A 15,589-nucleotide genomic window follows, 5' to 3' on the forward strand; every position below is an offset into this window, starting at 1 on the left:
CCGCTTCACTTCCCAACAAAATGATGGAAAGCGCCGCCGCTTCGCGCTCATATGCTCTCAGACCAAGAAAAAGGTGGAACGGGAGAGACACCATATGGCCGACGTGAAATCCGATATCGAAATTGCCCGCGCAGCGACGAAAAAGCCGATCCTGGAGGTCGGTGCCAAGCTTGGAATTCCACCCGAACATCTGCTTCCCTACGGCCATGACAAGGCCAAGATCAGCGCCGACTTCATCGCGCAGCAGAAGGGCCGGCCTGACGGGCGGCTGATCCTGGTGACTGCGATCAATCCGACGCCGGCCGGTGAAGGCAAGACCACCACCACGGTCGGCCTTGGTGATGGCCTCAGCCGCATCGGCAAGAAGGCGGTCGTCTGCATCCGTGAGGCGTCGCTTGGCCCCTGTTTCGGCGTCAAGGGCGGGGCAGCCGGCGGCGGTTATGCGCAGGTGGTGCCGATGGAGGACATCAACCTGCATTTCACCGGCGATTTTCATGCGATCACGTCCGCCCACAATCTGTTGTCGGCGCTGATCGACAATCATATCTACTGGGGCAACGAGCAGAATATCGACATCCGCCGTGTCGCCTGGCGCCGGGTGATGGACATGAATGACCGCGGCCTTCGCCATATTGTCGGCTCGCTCGGCGGCGTGGCCAATGGTTTTCCGCGCGAAACCGGGTTCGATATCACCGTTGCCTCCGAAGTGATGGCGATCCTGTGTCTGGCCACCGATCTCAAGGATCTTGAAAAGCGCCTCGGCGATATCATCATCGCCTACCGCCGCGACAAGACGCCGGTCTTTGCCCGCGACATCAAGGCGGATGGGGCGATGACCGTTCTGCTCAAGGACGCGATGCAGCCGAATATCGTCCAGACGCTGGAAAACAACCCTGCCTTCGTGCATGGCGGCCCGTTTGCCAATATTGCCCATGGCTGCAATTCGGTGGTGGCGACGACGACGGCGCTGAAGCTGGCTGATTATGTCGTGACCGAAGCCGGTTTCGGGGCCGATCTCGGCGCGGAAAAATTCTTCGACATCAAATGCCGCAAGGCCGGGCTGAAGCCGGATGCGGCTGTGATCGTCGCCACCGCCAGGGCGATGAAGATGAATGGCGGCGTCAAGAAGGAGGATCTTGGCCAGGAGAATGTCGATGCCGTCCGCAAGGGCTGCTCCAATCTCGGCCGCCATATTCAAAACGTCAAGAAGTTCGGCGTGCCCGTCGTGGTGGCGATAAACCATTTCACGCTGGATACGGAAGCCGAGATCAAGGCAATCAAGGACTATGTCGCCACGCTTGGCGCGGAAGCGATCTTATGCCGGCATTGGGCCGAGGGGTCGGCCGGGATCGAGGAACTGGCCCGCAAGGTCGTGGCGCTGGCTGAAAGCGGCCGCTCGCAGTTCTCGCCGCTTTATCCCGACGAGATGCCACTGTTCAAGAAGATCGAGACGATCGCCAAAGATATCTATCACGCCGACGCCGTCATCGCCGACAAGTCGGTGCGCGACCAATTGCGGACCTGGGAGGAGCAGGGTTACGGCCATCTGCCGGTCTGCATGGCCAAGACCCAGTATTCGTTCTCGACCGACCCGAACCTGCGCGGCGCGCCAACCGGCCACACCGTTCCGATCCGCGAGGTGCGGCTATCGGCCGGGGCTGGCTTCATCGTTGTCATCACCGGCGAGATCATGACCATGCCGGGCCTGCCACGGGTGCCGTCGTCGGAGAAAATCTTCCTCAACGCGGATGGGTTTATCGAGGGGCTCTTTTAGCACTAGCGAGGCACCCGGAGGGGCGGCGAATGCCGGTTCCTCCGGGTGTAACGCGGCGCTCAGCCATAGGGGCCGAGATAATCGATCTTGCCAACGGCGACGCCCTGGTTGCGCAGGATGTCGTGCGCCGTTGTGACGTGGAAGAAGAAGTTCGGCAGGGCGAATTTCAAGACATAGTCATCGCCGGCAAAGGTAAAGCTGAGCTTGCCGAAGGTGACCGCGACGTCCCTGGTGTCGCTGCCCTCCAGATCGGACGGTTTGACAGTCTCCAGATAGGCGATCGTCTTGGCGATGCGTTCGCGCAGTTCGGAAAAATTCTTCTCGTCATCCGGAAAGCCGGGGGCTGCGACGCCGGTGAGGCGGCCGATGGTGTTTTTCGAGGTGTCGCTGACGCGCTGGATCTGGGCAGACAATGGCAGCATATCCGGCGCAAGCCGCGCGTTGAACAGGTCGTCCAGCGGAATTTTCTGCTTGGCTGCGTGCGATTCCGCCTTGTCGAGCAGCCCGGCGAGGATGTTGAGGCCGCGGATGAAGACGGGAACCGAGAGTTTGAACATGGAGACGGACATTGAAAATCCTTTGAACGGAGGCCGTGAGTGGTCCGGATGTCTTCAGCAAGTGGGACGTCGCCAGGCCTTGGGCAAGATGCGTCACTCGTTTTCTGCGGCTACGGCTAAGTCTAAGCCGCTAGCGGCAATACCTGTACCCGCCTTTGCGCTCGATTACGTCGAAATGCAGATGGTTTTCATGGGCCTCATCGCTGCCGGGATCGAGCACGGTTTCGAAATAGAGGCAGCCCGTCGCCGTCACCGCGCGCTGGAAGGCTCCGGCCAAAGTCGAATCCTCGTCGCGCGGCTGGATTTCGATCGACTTGCCGTTCTTGAAAGTGAAAGAGGCGATGTCGATGGCGTTGCCGCGCGCATGCTCGGAAATCTTGCCGGTCTTGGCGTTGTTGCGCAGGCGGCAGATATAACTCGATGCCTGGTTGATCGTGGTGAGTTCTCCCTCGCTTTCAAGCGCAACCTTGGCTGCCGGCAGAACCGCATCCTTGGTCCAGCGTGCCAGTTCCAGCGCCGTCTCGCATCGCATTGTGCCTTCTGGCTTCAGCGTGATGCCGGGCAGGACGGTCGATAGCGTCAACGGCTTGTCGATGCCGCACCCTCTGCCGTCATCGATCCGCGGCACTTCTTTGAACACAGCGCCGATGGCCTTCAGGTCTACGAGGCAAGCGGCATAGTCCTTCCCGTCCTCGGGCTTGATCGTCAGCACCGGTTCCTGCGGCTTCTGATCGGCCGCAGGCTTTGCGTCCACCGGGTTTTCAGGCTTTGCCTCGCTTGCTGGCGCCTTTCCGTCTTCCTTTGTCTGCGGCTTTTCGTCCGGCTTGACCTCAGGCTTTGTCTCCTCCGGTTTGACGTCTGGCTTTTCCTGCGGCGTTGCGACCGTCGTTCCCTGGTCCGGTTCAACTGCGGCGGGCTTTTTTTCCGGGACGGGTCCGTTTTCAGGAAGGCCGGCACCCGCCAGCAGGACGAGGGAAAGCAAGGGGGCAAGCAATCGAAGAGTCATGAAAAAGTCTCCGGTTCTGCCGGGGGCGGCAGGGGTTCGAATTCACAACGCATTCGGGCAGGAAAGGGTTGCATCCTTGCTGCAGGATGCCGGATCGTTGCCAAATCGAAACACATCCTGCGCAGAGAGGGGAAATCTGACAAAACTGAGACAATTATTTGTTGACAATAAGTGTCATGTTTTCTAACCGATGCTGACAGGCAGTTCCTCGCGGCTGCTCCCCGAATGCTTCGTTGCCCAGCCAGCCCCTTGAGCAGATCGCCTCAGCAGCCAGCCCGGTAAATTCATCAAAGGATTGATCCATGATTACCCGGCATCACTGCGCGGCGCTTTTGGCATGCGCGGCGTTTTCTTCCGTCACCCTTGTTCCCTATGTTTCGTTTGCGCAGGACGCCGCCGCTACGACGACGGCAACGGATGCGGAGGAGGCTGGTACCACGCTGAAAAAGATCGTGGTCAAAGGTCCCCGCAGCACGACGACGGCGCCGGTGGGCAGCATCGCAGACACGCCTTTGGCGACCGAAATCAGTGAAAAGACCATTGAGGAAAAGCAGGTCACGGATCTCGACGATCTCGGCCGTAGCGTCGATGCGGGGATCAATTCGTCGCGCGCCGATGCCGGCATCAACCTGCGCGGTCTTTCTGGTCCCCGGATTATTACGGTTATCGACGGAATACCGATCCCCTATCTCTCCAACAGCGTGCGCCAGGGTGCGTTTCAAACCATCAATGCCAATGGCGCCGGCGACACGTTCGATTTCTCCTCGCTCTCAGCGCTCGATGTCGTGCGTGGCGCGGATTCGAGCCGGGGCGGTTCTGGCATGCTCGGCGGCGCGATCGTGCTGCGCACGCTTGAGCCCGACGATCTCATCGGAGAGGGCCGCGATTGGGGCGGTATCGTCAAATCGGTCTATGACAGCGAAGACAACAGCCTTGCGGGCTCGATTGCCGCCGCGAAGCGCTTCGGCAATACCTCGGTCCTGTTTCAGGGCGGCTATCGCAAGGGCCATGAGCGCGACAATCAGGGAAGCGTCGACAGCTATGGCAATACGCGTACGGAGGCAAACCCCGGCGATTTCGATCAGAGCAACCTGCTCTTCAAGGTCCGTCAGCAGCTGGAAGGCGGACACCGCATCGGTTTGACCGCAGAGAATTTCCGCCGCGATGCGAATTTCGATCAGAGGACCGAGCAGGGGGCTCCGCGAGCCTATGCCATCGGCAACTATGACAGCTTTGAAGACCGGGCGCGCAAGCGCGTGTCGCTCGACTACGACTACGAAGCCTTGTCATCCGACGATGCTTTTCGCGCGGCACGCGCGACCCTCTACTGGCAGGAGCTGGAACGCTCATCCGGCTCGGGCGGCAGCACGGTTGCCAATGTGCCCTATGGCCGCGACAATACGATCAGCAACAAGACCATCGGTTTCAGCGGCAGCGCCACCAGGGACTTCGAATATGGCGGCTTCGATCATTCGGTGACCGTCGGGCTCGATGTCGCCCGCTCGAAATGGAACCAGTACACGTGGGCTCTATGCCCGACGCCGGTCAGTTGCCCGACCTTGAACAATCAGTCCGAAATTCCGGATGTCACCAGCACGACCGTTGGTGCGGTTCTCGAAGACCGCATTTCCATGGGCGAGAGCGCCTTTGCCCTGACGCCCGGACTGCGGTTCGACTGGTTTGACTATAATCCGTCCATCAATAGTGGTTTCGCCAACAATCCTGGCGCGCCCGTATTCGGAACGCCGAAAGACCGCGATGGCGCCCGTATTTCGCCGAAACTTCTGGCGACCTACGACCTGACGCCGGATGTCGAATTGTTTGCCCAATGGTCGATGGCGTACCGCGCGCCGACGGTGGATGAACTTTACAGCCGCTTCTACAATCCACGTGGCAACTATGCCCAGCTCGGCAATCCCGACCTGAAGCCGGAAACCGGCAACGGCATCGAGATCGGGACGAATTTTGAGGCGGGTGGCGTGATCGGGCGCGTTGCCGCGTTCCACAACGTCTACGACAACTTCATCGAGACCGTCACCACGGTCAATCCGAGCACGGGCATCATGGAGTTTAATTACACCAATGTCAGCAGCGTGCGGATTTCCGGTATCGAGCTCAGTGCGGTCAAGGCCTTCGACAACGGCTTCAACGTCCATGGTTCGCTGGCCTATGCCTATGGGAAGAACCAGGACACCGATGCGCGCCTGCGTTCGGTTGCTCCGTTCAAGGCAATTATCGGGGCCGGCTACAGCCAGGATACGTTCGGGGTCGATCTTTCGATGACGGCGTCTTCCGCCATGCCGGATGACGATGTCGCCACCACCTTCGATGCGCCAGGCTATGGTATCGTCGATATGACGGGGTGGTGGACGCCGGAGGCCGTTTCCGGGCTTCGCGTTCAGGCGGGCGTCTACAATATTTTCGACAAGAAATATTTCAACGCACTGGGCGTGCGGGACGTCAATCTGGCAGCGGCAAGCTCGCAGCCCCGCGACTTCTATTCGGAGCCGGGCCGGACCTTCAAGGTGTCGCTGACGAAGCGTTTCTAACCTTCAGGCTCATGCCATCACGCTGATATCCGGGAGCGGCCAATCAAGGCCGCTCCCTTTTTCGTGCCAAATCCCAGTTGACAAAGTGCATATGCACATTTATATCCAACCTATGACAACGCAATCGTCCATCACCACCTGCAACTGCTTTGCCATCCGCCAGGCTGCCCGCTTCGTGTCGCAGCTTTACGAGCGGCATTATGCGCGGGCAGGGATCACGGCGGCGCAGTTTTCATTGCTGGTCGCTATCGCCGAAGCGGGAAAGGCCGGGATGGCTGAAATTGCCGAGGCGATGGTCATGGACCGCACGACATTGGTGCGGGCGCTGAAGCCGCTGGAGCGCGACGGTTACGTAGTGAGCGAGCCGGAAGGCAAGGGATCGCGCAAGCTGCTTTTGACGCTGTCGGCCAGTGGCCAACAGAAACTGTCGGAAGGCGTCGAATGCTGGAAAGCGGCGCAGGCCGAATATGTGGAGCTTGTCGGCGCCGAGCGTGCCGACACCCTTCGCGACATGCTTCTTGCCATCCCAACCGGCAAGGCAGCCTGACAATACGCATGATCTCAAGCCGGATCATTCCCCAGCTTTTTCAACACTCAAAATAGTGCATATGCACATCAAACAGGAAAACCATCATGTCGCAGACAATCGAAAATGCCGTTGCTCTCGTCACTGGCGCCAATCGCGGGATTGGCCGGGAATTCGTGGCCGAGCTGTTGCGCCGCGGCGCCCGTAAAATCTATCTCGGCGCCCGCGATCCCGCGTCGCTGGCCGGTTTTGTCGCGCTCGATCCCACGCGCCTCGTGCCCCTGAAGCTGGATGTGACCGATGCGGCCGATGTCGCGGAGGCGGCCACGGTGGCGAATGATGTGACGCTGCTGATCAACAATGCCGGTTTTGCCGGCGGGCAGGGCGTCATTTCCGCGCCGGATCTGTCGATCGCCCGCCAGGAAATGGACGTCAACTATTTCGGCGTGCTGTCACTGTCGAAGGCGTTCGCGCCTGTTCTTGCCAAGGTTTCTGAAAGCAGCATCGTCAATGTCCTGTCTTTCCTGTCGCTGGTGACATTGCCGTCGGCCGGAACCTATTCGGCCTCAAAGGCGGCGGGTCTTGCTGCCAGCCGCTCCATCCGGGCGGAACTGCTTGCGCAGGGCACGCGGGTCGTCGTCACCATGCCGGTGCAGGTCGAGACCGACATGGGCCGCAGTCTGCCGGAGCCGCGCCTGCAGCCGCTGGATGTCGTCAGCGAAACGCTCGATGCCGTCGAGGCCGGTGTCGAGGAGGTTTTCCCCGGCGAACTAACCCGCACTGTCGCAGCCGCCTTCGCCGCCGACCCGAAGGGCGTGCAGGCGCACATGTCCACCCGGCTGCCGGCCTGACAGCGCCCGACAGGCACGGCGGAAATCGCACCTCCATTTTTCCGCCGGCGCCCGCTTGCACAATTCTCTCTCTCACGCTAACAATTCCGCCATGACACAGTCACGCAACATTGCAATCTGGTGGTGGGCTCGCTAAAGCGGCCTTGACCAGTCATGCGTGATTGAGACGATAAGCCGCCCGGAAGTTTCGAGGCGGCTTTTTTGTATTCGGGCCGCAGGAATGACGGGCCTGAACGGAGCGACAGATGGCGACGACAATTCTTGCAGACGGTGCGGAAGCCTATACCACCAAGGGCGGCATTTCCGTCACCCGCCGGCGGCGCGAGGCCCCTTATGGTGAAGCGATCTCGAGCTATGTCGACAGGCTCGACGAGCGCCGGGGTGCGGTGTTTTCCTCGAACTATGAATATCCGGGCCGCTACACGCGCTGGGATACGGCCATCATCGATCCGCCGCTTGCGATTTCCTCCTTCGGCCGCTCGCTGTGGATCGAGGCCTATAACGAGCGCGGCGAAGCGCTGCTGGAGATGGTCGCAGCGCATCTGGCCGCTGTTGCCGACATCACGCTCGGCACGGCGACGGCCCGCCGTCTCGATCTGACCATCAACATGCCGGACCGGGTGTTCACCGAAGAAGAACGCTCGAAGATGCCGACGGTGTTCACTGTCCTTCGCGCCGTCACCAACCTGTTCTTTTCGCAGGAAGATGCCAATCTCGGCCTTTACGGTGCCTTCGGCTACGACCTCGCCTTCCAGTTCGATGCGATCGAGCTGAAGCTGAAGCGTCCCGACGACCAGCGCGACATGGTGCTGTTCCTGCCGGATGAAATTCTCGTCGTCGATCACTATGCCGCCAAGGCCTGGATCGACCGCTATGACTTTGAAAAGGACGGAAAGACGACGGACGGCAAGGCTGGCGATATCGCGCCCGAACCCTTCCAGACCGTCGACAGCATACCGCCGCATGGCGACCACCGTCCCGGCGAATATGCCGAGCTGGTCACCAAGGCCAAGGAAAGCTTCCGCCGCGGCGATCTGTTCGAGGTGGTTCCGGGCCAGAAGTTCTACGAGCGCTGCGAAAGCAAGCCGTCGGAGATTTCCAACCGGCTGAAGGCGATCAACCCATCGCCCTATTCCTTCTTCATCAATCTCGGCAACCAGGAATATCTGGTCGGTGCGTCGCCCGAAATGTTCGTGCGCGTCTCCGGCCGCCGCATCGAGACCTGCCCGATTTCCGGCACGATCAAGCGCGGCGACGATCCGATCGCCGACAGCGAACAGATCCTGAAGCTGCTGAATTCCAAGAAGGACGAATCCGAGCTGACCATGTGCTCGGATGTGGACCGCAACGACAAGAGCCGCGTCTGCGTGCCCGGTTCGGTCAAGGTCATCGGCCGGCGGCAGATTGAGATGTATTCGCGGCTGATCCACACGGTCGATCACATCGAGGGACGCCTGCGCGACGACATGGATGCCTTTGACGGCTTCCTGTCGCATGCCTGGGCCGTCACCGTGACCGGTGCGCCGAAACTATGGGCCATGCGCTTCATCGAAAGCCATGAAAAGAGCGCCCGGCTCTGGTATGGTGGCGCGATCGGCATGGTCGGCTTCAATGGCGACATGAACACCGGCCTGACGCTGCGCACCATCCGCATCAAGGACGGCATTGCCGAGGTGCGCGCCGGTGCCACATTGCTCAACGAAAGCAATCCGGAAGAAGAAGAAGCCGAAACCGAACTGAAGGCCTCCGCCATGATCGCAGCGATCCGCGACGCAAAGTCCGCCAACAGCCGTGGTACCGGCCGCGATGTCGCGCCTGTCGGCACCGGCGTCAAGATCCTGCTCGTCGATCACGAAGACAGTTTCGTCCATACGTTGGCCAACTATTTCCGCCAGACGGGCGCAACGGTGACGACGGTGCGTTCGCCGGTTTCCGACGAGGTGTTCGACCGGGTGAAGCCCGATCTCGTCGTCCTTTCGCCCGGTCCGGGCAGACCAAAGGATTTCGATTGCAAGGCGACGATCAAGAAAGCGCGCGCCCATGATCTGCCGATCTTCGGCGTGTGCCTGGGGCTGCAGGCCCTGGCCGAAGCCTATGGCGGCGATCTGCGCCAGCTGGCAGTGCCGATGCATGGCAAGCCCTCGCGCATCCGCGTGCTTGAGCCCGGCATCGTGTTTTCCGGTCTCGGCAAGGAAGTGACGGTCGGCCGCTACCACTCGATCTTTGCCGATCCTTCGACCTTGCCGCGCGATTTCATGATCACGGCCGAGAGCGACGACGGCACGATCATGGGCATCGAGCATACAAAGGAACCGATCGCAGCGGTGCAGTTCCACCCGGAATCGATCATGACGCTGGGCGGCGATGCCGGCATGCGGATGATCGAAAACGTGGTGGCGCATCTGGCCAAGCGGGCAAAGATCAAGGCCGCCTGACCGCGCATGGACGCAGGGTTGACAACCGCCGCGCCCGACAAGGCGCGGCGGTTCTTTTTATTGGGAAACGGAATCGGCAATGGCCACTGAAATTCAGGGAAACAAGGCGCAGCGCCTGGCATTCTGGGGCATTCCGCTCGCCATTCTGGTGCTGGGGCTGAAAATGCTCGCCTGGTGGGTGACCGGATCGGTGGCGTTGCTGTCCGACGGTCTGGAATCGATCGTCAACGTGGTCGCTGCCATCGTCGCCTTCGCCGTTATCGGCTATGCCGCCAAGCCTGCCGATGCCGATCATCCGTTCGGGCATTACAAGGCGGAGTATTTTTCTGCAGTCATCGAAGGCGTCCTGATCGTGGTTGCGGCTCTCCTGATCGTTGCCGAAGCCGTGCCTGCCATTTTCGCGCCACGCCTGCCGGAAACACCGGCGCTTGGCCTGGCGATCAACCTTGTGGCCGGGGTCATCAACGCGATCTGGGCCTATACGCTGATCCGTGCCGGTGCGTCCCTGCGCTCGCCCGCGTTGACGGCCGATGGACATCACATCCTGTCCGATGTCGTCACCTCCATCGGCGTGCTCATAGGCCTGGTGCTCGCCATTCTTACCGGCTATGCCGTGCTCGACCCGCTGCTTGCCGTCATTGTTGCCTGCAACATTCTCTATCAGGGCTGGAAGGTGATTGCCCGCTCCGTTGATGGGTTGATGGACCGGGCGGTTCCAGCCGAAGAGGAAGAAGCAATCAAGAAGGCGATCGCCGCCAATGCAATGGGGTCGCTCGGCGTGCATGACTTGAAGACCCGCGAGGCGGGCGCGGCGATCTTTGTCGATTTCCATATGGTCGTGCCCGCCGATATGCCGGTTGGCGATGCGCATGATATCTGCGACCGTCTTGAAGATGCCATCCGCGAGGTTCACGCCGGGGCCAAGATTGCCATTCATGTCGAGCCGGAGGGCGAAAAGGCCCACGGCATTCGCGTCAAAGTCATCGAAGGATTGAGATCATGACCATAACAGACGTCTCGGGTCTGTCGCAGCTCGGGCAAAATGTGACCGCGCCACAAAACCCTGAAGAGGCCGTGCTGGAGCGCGTGCCGACCAGCCATGCCGGGACCGATTTCGTCGTCCGCTTCACGGCGCCGGAATTCACTTCGCTGTGCCCGATGACCGGACAGCCGGATTTCGCCCATATCGTCATCGATTATGTCCCCGATGGCTGGCTGGTCGAATCGAAATCGCTGAAACTTTACCTGCACTCGTTCCGCAATCACGGAGCGTTCCACGAGGATTGCACGCTCGATATCGCCAAGCGGCTGGTCGATCTGCTTTCTCCGAAATGGCTGCGGATCGGCGCCTATTGGTATCCGCGCGGCGGCATCCCGATCGACGTCTTCTGGCAAACCGGCGCGCCGCCTGCGGGGCTGTGGCTGCCGGATCAGGGCGTGCAGCCCTATCGCGGACGCGGCTGATACAAGACAAACGGCGGATTTTTGATCCGCCGTTTTTCGTTGATCAGGCAAAGATCAGCGCCAGCCCGGCAAAGGCGGTGAGGCCGCCGATCATGCGCGAGATGATCCGGCCCGATGACAGGCGGCCGATCCCAAGCCCAAGGCCGATGCCCGCGATATGCAGGAGCGCGGTCGCAACCACGAAACCGGCGCTGAAGGGCAGGGCGCCGGCAGCCCCCAGTTCGCCGCCATGGGCATAGCCATGGAACAGGGCGAAGATGCCGACGACGGCGGCGCAAGCTCCGGTTTCCATGCGAACGGCCATGGCGACCATCAGGCCAAGGGCGACGACGGAGGCGAGAATGGCGGGCTCGACGAAGGGCAGGTGCACACCGGCTATTGCCAGCGCAAAACCAAACGCCATCGTGCCGACAAAGGCTGTGGGGACGACCCACAGGGCGCGTCCGCCGATCTGCGCTGCCCAAAGGCCAACGGCGATCATGACCAGAATATGGTCGAGACCCGAAAGCGGATGGGTAAAGCCCGCCAGCAACGATCCATGTTCGGCGGGATCGAGATGGGCAAAGGCGGGCATGGTCGAGGCGGCAAGGCTTGCGGCCGTCAGAAGAAGACGTGTTTTCATTGGTGTCCCCATTGGAGGGCGGGATCTGTGGGAGGCAGACCCGCCGGATGCGAATTCATGACATCGGCATTTTATGTGGGGATGGCGCGCTGTCCATACGGCAATCGCCTTAGAGCGGTTCTTCTTCGTTTTTACCATAGATGCAGGCAGGTGCTGATTGCGCTTTCAACGGCAACCGCTTTTGTTGCATTGTTTTCGCAGTCGAGTCGCCTTATCTGACAGCGGCAGGACATTTGATTTTATTTCGCGGGAGAGTTCGCATGATGAACGAAGAAGACGACGACAAGGCAAAGGAATTGCCTTTGGGCAAGGAGACCGAGGCGAACCTTTTCAAGTCGCGCTCGATTTTCATCTACGGCCCGATCAACCAGGAATTGGCACAGAAGGTCTGCTCGCAGCTCGTGGCGCTTTCCGCTGCCAGTGATGAGGATATCCGCATCTTCGTCAGCTCGCCTGGCGGACATGTCGAATCCGGTGATTCCATCCATGACATGATCAAGTTCATCAAGCCGAAGGTCTGGATGATCGGAACCGGTTGGGTCGCTTCCGCCGGTGCGCTGATCTATGTATCGGCTCCCAAGGAACGGCGCATTTGCCTGCCGAACACCCGCTTCCTGCTTCATCAACCCTCCGGCGGTACGCGCGGCATGGCGTCCGACATCGAGATCCAGGCCCGTGAAATCATCAAGATGAACGAGCGACTGAACCGGATCTTCGCAGAAGCCACCGGCCAGCCGGTCGAAAAGATCGCCAAGGACACGGACCGTGACTATTGGCTGTCGGCCGAGGATGCCAAGGCGTACGGCCTTGTATCGCGCATCGTCACATCGGCTGCCGATATCTGAGGATTTGCAACCTCAACACATCCCGACCCCGCTGGTTCGCCAGCGGGGTTTTTTATGGCCGGCTCGCCGTGGCGGAGAGGGGATGATCGATGAGTGCCGTGTCGATGGTGATGAGCTTCATGTTTTCGACCAGGCACTGGGCGAGCAGAATTCTGTCGAACGGATCGCGTGTCGGTGGTTCCGGATCGACATCTGCGAGGGCATGATGCTCATTGATGGCAAGCAAAGTTATGCCTGCTCGCTTGGCTGCATTCGGCAAATCGTAAATGCCGGATTTCAGCGGCAGTTTGCCCAGCCGCCATTTGATGGAGATTTCCCAGAGACTTGCGACACTCAGGTAAAGGTCATGATTTGAACTTTCGACTTCCTGACGGATCGCAGCCGGAAGATCCTCAAACCGCTCCTCAACGAGTGCGATGAAGATATGCGTGTCCAGAAGACGCGCCATGGTCATTTCACCGGCAAGGGCGGAAGTGGCGTAATCAGGAAATCTTCTGGAAGTGGATCATCAAAGTCCTCCGGAATGTCTCCGAAGAAATTTTTTATCCCATGCTCCTTCTTGTAGGCTTTGAGGCCATCCCAATCGATCCCGCCCTTCTTCGTCGAGGGCACAAGGTCCGTCACCGCCTTGCCGTTGCGGGTCACGGTGATGGTTTCGCCTGCTTCGACACGGCGGGCGAGTTCGGTCAGCTTGTTCTTGGCGTCGCGGATCGGGATCTGGGTCATGATGATAATGTAGCTGCATGTGGCTACTTTTTCAATGTGGAGGGATTTGAGCTTTCCCGCACTTGCCCTCCCGTCAACGCGCAGCTATACAAACCTCATGTTGAAGACAGGCGCCATCATCGTCAAACAGGCAACCCGCGGGCAGATCGCCTTTGCGGAGCGTTCGCGCGCCTTGACCTCGCTTCTTCTTCTCGGCCTTACACGCGGTTGCCGGGTTCTTTGAAGGAGCGCCCGGTGGCCGAAAGCCCACCGGCCCCAGCTCCTTGCCTTTCCTGAATTCCAGATGCGAAAAGAACCCGAGAGCCAGCATTTTGCCGTCGCAATGCGACCGTCGATCGGTTATTGCATGCGGGCCATGCGCCTCACAGATGAAGAGAAGCCGCAATGATCATGAAGTCTCACACCGTCAAGCAAGGCATGCCTGAAGCGGCGGTCAAATATCAGCCCTATCCGCAGATCAATATTCCCGACCGCACCTGGCCGGGCAAAACCATCACCAAGGCGCCGATCTGGTGCTCGGTGGATTTGCGCGACGGCAACCAGTCGCTGGTCGATCCGATGGGCCACGACCGCAAGGCCCGGATGTTCCAGCTGCTGCTCGACATGGGTTTCAAGGAAATCGAGATCGGTTTTCCGTCGGCATCGCAGACGGACTTCGACTTTGCCCGCTGGTGCGTGGAGGAGGGCAATGTTCCCGCCGACGTCTCCTTGCAGGTCCTGGTCCAGTGCCGTCCCGAGCTGATTACCCGCACGTTTGAATCGCTGCAGGGCGCCACCAAGCCGATCGTGCATTTCTACAATTCGACCAGCGAATTGCAGCGCCGCGTGGTGTTTGCCAAGGACGTCAAGGGCATCAAGCAGATCGCAACCGACGCTGCCAAGATGATTGCCGACATGGCGGCCAAGGCCGGCGACGGTTTCCGGTTCGAATATTCGCCAGAGAGCTTCACCGGCACCGAGCTGGAAGTGGCCCTGGAAATCTGCAACGCGGTCTCCGAGATCATCCAGCCGACGGCCGACAACAAACTGATCCTGAACCTGCCTTCCACGGTCGAGATGGCGACGCCGAACGTCTATGCCGACCAGATCGAGTGGATGTGCCGCAATCTCGACAATCGCGAAAACCTGATCATCTCCCTGCATCCGCACAATGACCGTGGCACGGGCATTGCTGCCACCGAGCTGGCGCTGATGGCTGGTGCCGATCGTGTCGAGGGCACGCTGTTTGGCAATGGCGAGCGGACCGGCAATGTCGATGTGGTGACATTGGCGCTCAACATGTTCACGCAAGGGATCGATCCGGAGCTGGATTGCTCCGATATCGAGCGGATCAAGGACGTCTACGAATATTCCAACCAGATGGTCATTCCCGAGCGCCATCCTTATGTCGGCGAACTGGTCTATACGGCGTTTTCCGGATCGCATCAGGATGCCATCAACAAGGGCATGAAGGCGATCAAGGTTGCCAACAAGCCGCAATGGGAAGTGCCCTATCTGCCGATCGATCCGCAGGATGTCGGCCGCTCCTACGAGGCGATCATCCGCATCAACTCGCAGTCGGGCAAGGGCGGCATCGCCTATATCCTGCAGCAGGATTACGGCATCAACCTGCCGCGCAACCTGCAGGTAGAATTCCGCGAGGATATCCAGAGGATCACCGACGAGTTCGGCAAGGAACTGCCGTCGAAGGCAATCCACGGCCGCTTCATCGAGCGTTATGTCGATCAGCCGGATGCGCGCATCCGCTTCGTCGATCATCACACCTATCCGGTGGGCGAGCACAAGGGCGTGCGCGTCGTTGCGGCCGAGATTACCGACAATGGCGAAACCAAACGGATCGAAGGCAAGGGGACAGGCCCGATCGACGGCTTCATCAATGCCCTGTCGATCTATCTCGGCATCGATATGTCGGTTGCCGACTATTCCGAACATTCGCTGCAGCATGGCTCGAATGCGGCTGCCATCGCCTATGTCGAGGTGGAATATCCCGGCGGAAAGCTGTTCGGCGTCGGGATCAACACCAATATCGTCGCAGCCTCCCTCGAAGCCATCGTATCCGCCGCCAACCGGGTCCTGGAGCAAAAGGGCCGGTAATAGAATCGGTTACGGGATCCTTTAAAGGAACTGATTCAAACAAAAAGGGCCGCGTCCTCAAAGGATGCGGCCCTCATGCTGCTGACAAAGGTCTCATCTCACAACTCTGCAGGCCAATTGGGAAATTGAGCTTGCTCCCA

At 59.9% G+C, this 15,589-nt stretch carries 15 protein-coding genes; 10 read left to right on the top strand and 5 right to left on the bottom strand.

Features of this window, described 5'->3' with window-relative positions:
• Positions 1-94: 94 nt before the first annotated feature.
• Positions 95-1,774: a formate--tetrahydrofolate ligase gene (locus ASD32_RS05735; protein ID WP_060637050.1), complete on the top strand. Its 1,680-nt coding sequence runs from the start codon at positions 95-97 to the stop codon at positions 1,772-1,774.
• Positions 1,775-1,833: 59 nt separating this feature from the next.
• Here the strand turns inward: ASD32_RS05735 and ASD32_RS05740 are convergent, their stop codons facing one another.
• Complete coding sequence (locus ASD32_RS05740) at positions 1,834-2,343, bottom strand: DUF1993 domain-containing protein (protein ID WP_060637051.1); 510 nt, start codon at positions 2,341-2,343, stop codon at positions 1,834-1,836.
• Positions 2,344-2,461: 118 nt separating this feature from the next.
• Positions 2,462-3,337, bottom strand: a complete 876-nt coding sequence (locus ASD32_RS05745) for an extensin family protein (protein ID WP_060637052.1) — start codon at positions 3,335-3,337, stop codon at positions 2,462-2,464.
• Positions 3,338-3,639: 302 nt separating this feature from the next.
• On the opposite strand from ASD32_RS05745, the gene ASD32_RS05750 reads away from it, so the two are divergent.
• The 6 genes from ASD32_RS05750 (at position 3,640) to queF (ending at position 11,162) form a co-directional block, all read left to right on the top strand.
• Positions 3,640-5,886, top strand: coding sequence for a TonB-dependent hemoglobin/transferrin/lactoferrin family receptor (locus tag ASD32_RS05750; RefSeq protein ID WP_060637053.1), 2,247 nt, complete (start codon positions 3,640-3,642; stop codon positions 5,884-5,886).
• A 112-nt stretch (positions 5,887-5,998) separates the two neighbouring features.
• Positions 5,999-6,433 carry a MarR family winged helix-turn-helix transcriptional regulator gene (locus ASD32_RS05755; protein WP_060637054.1) on the top strand — a complete coding sequence of 145 codons (435 nt, stop codon included), beginning with the start codon at positions 5,999-6,001 and terminating at the stop codon, positions 6,431-6,433.
• An 86-nt stretch (positions 6,434-6,519) separates the two neighbouring features.
• Positions 6,520-7,263, top strand: coding sequence for an SDR family NAD(P)-dependent oxidoreductase (locus ASD32_RS05760; protein ID WP_060637055.1), 744 nt, complete (start codon positions 6,520-6,522; stop codon positions 7,261-7,263).
• A gap of 245 nt (positions 7,264-7,508) precedes the next feature.
• Positions 7,509-9,698, top strand: a complete 2,190-nt coding sequence (locus ASD32_RS05765; protein ID WP_060637056.1) for an anthranilate synthase — start codon at positions 7,509-7,511, stop codon at positions 9,696-9,698.
• A 79-nt stretch (positions 9,699-9,777) separates the two neighbouring features.
• Complete coding sequence (locus tag ASD32_RS05770) at positions 9,778-10,701, top strand: cation diffusion facilitator family transporter (RefSeq protein WP_060637057.1); 924 nt, start codon at positions 9,778-9,780, stop codon at positions 10,699-10,701.
• On the top strand, positions 10,698-11,162 hold the full coding sequence (queF, locus tag ASD32_RS05775) for a preQ(1) synthase (RefSeq protein ID WP_060637058.1): 465 nt from the start codon (positions 10,698-10,700) through the stop codon (positions 11,160-11,162). The genes ASD32_RS05770 and queF overlap by 4 nt, the downstream gene beginning before the upstream one ends.
• A gap of 43 nt (positions 11,163-11,205) precedes the next feature.
• Here queF and ASD32_RS05780 read toward each other — a convergent pair whose 3' ends face one another.
• Entirely contained in the window at positions 11,206-11,784 is a 579-nt protein-coding gene (locus ASD32_RS05780) for a HupE/UreJ family protein (protein WP_060637059.1), read from the bottom strand.
• A 263-nt stretch (positions 11,785-12,047) separates the two neighbouring features.
• On the opposite strand from ASD32_RS05780, the gene ASD32_RS05785 reads away from it, so the two are divergent.
• A complete protein-coding gene (locus tag ASD32_RS05785) occupies positions 12,048-12,629 on the top strand; it encodes an ATP-dependent Clp protease proteolytic subunit (protein WP_060637084.1) in 582 nt (193 codons plus the stop codon).
• A 52-nt stretch (positions 12,630-12,681) separates the two neighbouring features.
• Here the strand turns inward: ASD32_RS05785 and ASD32_RS05790 are convergent, their stop codons facing one another.
• Together ASD32_RS05790 and ASD32_RS05795 are read right to left on the bottom strand one after the other, a co-directional pair.
• Complete coding sequence (locus tag ASD32_RS05790) at positions 12,682-13,077, bottom strand: type II toxin-antitoxin system VapC family toxin (RefSeq protein WP_060637060.1); 396 nt, start codon at positions 13,075-13,077, stop codon at positions 12,682-12,684.
• Between the two features lie 2 nt (positions 13,078-13,079).
• Positions 13,080-13,355 carry a type II toxin-antitoxin system prevent-host-death family antitoxin gene (locus ASD32_RS05795; protein ID WP_060637061.1) on the bottom strand — a complete coding sequence of 92 codons (276 nt, stop codon included), beginning with the start codon at positions 13,353-13,355 and terminating at the stop codon, positions 13,080-13,082.
• A 97-nt stretch (positions 13,356-13,452) separates the two neighbouring features.
• Between ASD32_RS05795 and ASD32_RS30925 the strand changes: the two genes are divergently transcribed.
• Both ASD32_RS30925 and leuA read left to right on the top strand, forming a co-directional pair.
• Complete coding sequence (locus ASD32_RS30925; RefSeq protein WP_280139408.1) at positions 13,453-13,578, top strand: hypothetical protein; 126 nt, start codon at positions 13,453-13,455, stop codon at positions 13,576-13,578.
• Between the two features lie 161 nt (positions 13,579-13,739).
• A complete protein-coding gene (gene leuA, locus ASD32_RS05805; protein ID WP_060637063.1) occupies positions 13,740-15,449 on the top strand; it encodes a 2-isopropylmalate synthase in 1,710 nt (569 codons plus the stop codon).
• The last annotated feature ends 140 nt before the right edge of the window (positions 15,450-15,589 follow it).

The sequence above is a fragment of the Rhizobium sp. Root483D2 genome (assembly GCF_001426685.1).
In the GTDB taxonomy this organism is placed as follows: domain Bacteria; phylum Pseudomonadota; class Alphaproteobacteria; order Rhizobiales; family Rhizobiaceae; genus Pararhizobium; species Pararhizobium qamdonense.

Bases quoted from the DNA above. Each gene is read 5' to 3' on its own strand.
- ASD32_RS05735 (WP_060637050.1), top strand. From the start codon at position 95: ATGGCCGACGTGAAATCCGATATCGAAATTGCCCGCGCAGCGACGAAA.
- ASD32_RS05740 (WP_060637051.1), bottom strand. From the start codon at position 2,343: ATGTCCGTCTCCATGTTCAAACTCTCGGTTCCCGTCTTCATCCGCGGC.
- ASD32_RS05745 (WP_060637052.1), bottom strand. From the start codon at position 3,337: ATGACTCTTCGATTGCTTGCCCCCTTGCTTTCCCTCGTCCTGCTGGCG.
- ASD32_RS05750 (WP_060637053.1), top strand. From the start codon at position 3,640: ATGATTACCCGGCATCACTGCGCGGCGCTTTTGGCATGCGCGGCGTTT.
- ASD32_RS05755 (WP_060637054.1), top strand. From the start codon at position 5,999: ATGACAACGCAATCGTCCATCACCACCTGCAACTGCTTTGCCATCCGC.
- ASD32_RS05760 (WP_060637055.1), top strand. From the start codon at position 6,520: ATGTCGCAGACAATCGAAAATGCCGTTGCTCTCGTCACTGGCGCCAAT.
- ASD32_RS05765 (WP_060637056.1), top strand. From the start codon at position 7,509: ATGGCGACGACAATTCTTGCAGACGGTGCGGAAGCCTATACCACCAAG.
- ASD32_RS05770 (WP_060637057.1), top strand. From the start codon at position 9,778: ATGGCCACTGAAATTCAGGGAAACAAGGCGCAGCGCCTGGCATTCTGG.
- queF (WP_060637058.1), top strand. From the start codon at position 10,698: ATGACCATAACAGACGTCTCGGGTCTGTCGCAGCTCGGGCAAAATGTG.
- ASD32_RS05780 (WP_060637059.1), bottom strand. From the start codon at position 11,784: ATGAAAACACGTCTTCTTCTGACGGCCGCAAGCCTTGCCGCCTCGACC.
- ASD32_RS05785 (WP_060637084.1), top strand. From the start codon at position 12,048: ATGAACGAAGAAGACGACGACAAGGCAAAGGAATTGCCTTTGGGCAAG.
- ASD32_RS05790 (WP_060637060.1), bottom strand. From the start codon at position 13,077: ATGGCGCGTCTTCTGGACACGCATATCTTCATCGCACTCGTTGAGGAG.
- ASD32_RS05795 (WP_060637061.1), bottom strand. From the start codon at position 13,355: ATGACCCAGATCCCGATCCGCGACGCCAAGAACAAGCTGACCGAACTC.
- ASD32_RS30925 (WP_280139408.1), top strand. From the start codon at position 13,453: ATGTTGAAGACAGGCGCCATCATCGTCAAACAGGCAACCCGCGGGCAG.
- leuA (WP_060637063.1), top strand. From the start codon at position 13,740: ATGATCATGAAGTCTCACACCGTCAAGCAAGGCATGCCTGAAGCGGCG.